Raw genomic sequence first — 1,453 nt, 5'->3', positions numbered from 1 at the left:
CACCTCAAATGATGGACAGCCTCAGCGGCATCACGGCCTTCATTCATGTGGCCGAAACCCGCAGCTTTACCGAAGCCGGTCGCCTGTTGGAGATCTCCTCTTCCGCCGTCGGCAAGAGCGTGGCGCGCATGGAGGAGCGCCTGGGGGTGCGGCTGTTCCATCGCAGCACCCGCAGCGTCACCTTGACCACCGAAGGCGAACTGTTCCTGGACCGCTGCAAGCGCATTCTCAGTGAAGTGGAAGCGGCAGAAATGGAACTGCTGGAATTGTCCGCCACCCCGCGCGGCAAGGTGCGCATCAGCGTGCCGATCCAGAACGTGTTGATCATGCCGGTGCTGGCCGGGTTCATGCGTGCCTACCCGGACATCGAGCTGGACGTGGACATGTCCGACCGCATGGTGGACGTGATCGAGGAAGGGTTCGACGCGGTGATCCGCACGGGCGCGCCGCAGGATTCGCGGCTGATGGCGCGCAAGCTGGGGGGGTATCAATTGCAGTTGGTGGCGTCGCCGGCGTATCTGGAGCGTCATGGTGATCCGACACACCCGGACGATTTGATCCGCCACGTGTGCCTGCTGCACAAGTTTCCGGCCACCGGGATGATCGAGCGTTGGCCGCTGCGCGTCGACGATACGCACATCGAGCCGAACCTGACGCGGGCGTTGACCTGCACCACGATGGACCCGCTGACGTACCTGGCGATCGATGGAGTGGGGATTGCCTGCCTGCCGGATTTTTCAATCCGTCAGCCATTGGCCGACGGCAGGCTGAAGGTGGTGCTGGAAGACTACACCGACCACACCGGCAACCTGTGGATGCTCTGGCCTGCGTCGAAGCAGACGGCACCGAGGTTGCGAGTGTTGATCGACTTTTTCAAAGACAACATTCTCAAGGTCTAGCGTTGCAGGGCCTCGGCAATTGGGGCCTTGCTGATGCCGAAACTGAGCATCACCGCCAAACCGAACACACCGATGGCAGCGCCCAGCCACAACGCTGAAGACACGCCGGCGTGATCAACCATCAAGCCGCCAAACAGCGAACCCGAAGCAATCGCCACCTGAAACGTGGTCACCAACATGGCGGAACTGGCTTCCGGCAATTGCGGCGACGTCAGCTGCATCCAGCTGCTCACACCCAGCGGAATCGCGCCGTAGGCAACGCCCCACACCAGCACCGCCAACGTCACGCCCCACCCCTGCAACCCGGGCAAGGCCAGTTGCGCGATCACCATCAGCAACACCACGGCGCCGAGCGAGGCACGCAGGTGCGTGGTGATGCTCCCGGCCATGGCGAAGTTCGCCAACATGCCGACCAGACCGAAGCCCAACAGAATCGCAGTGATCACACTCGGCGAGAAACCAGCGTCATGCCCAAGGAACGGCGCAATGTAGGTGTACGCCGTGAAATGCGCGGCGACCACTGTGCCCAGTAGCAACATGCTGCGCCGGGCATT

2 protein-coding genes are annotated in these 1,453 nt (G+C 62.4%); one reads left to right on the top strand and one right to left on the bottom strand.

Annotated features, from left to right (window positions below; translation table 11 throughout):
- The first annotated feature begins 11 nt into the window (after positions 1 to 11).
- The gene (locus ACWKV5_RS29585; protein ID WP_483844145.1) at positions 12 to 899 is read left to right on the top strand and encodes a LysR family transcriptional regulator; all 888 of its coding nucleotides are present in this window, start codon (positions 12 to 14) and stop codon (positions 897 to 899) included.
- Here ACWKV5_RS29585 and ACWKV5_RS29580 read toward each other — a convergent pair.
- A partial coding sequence (locus ACWKV5_RS29580) for an MFS transporter (RefSeq protein ID WP_483844144.1) occupies positions 896 to 1,453 on the bottom strand: 558 nt, incomplete at its 5' end. The genes ACWKV5_RS29585 and ACWKV5_RS29580 overlap by 4 nt on opposite strands.

This window comes from Pseudomonas oplopanacis (assembly GCF_057128725.1).
Note: the sequence above shows the minus strand (reverse complement) of the source record. Positions and strands in the feature narration are given on the sequence as shown.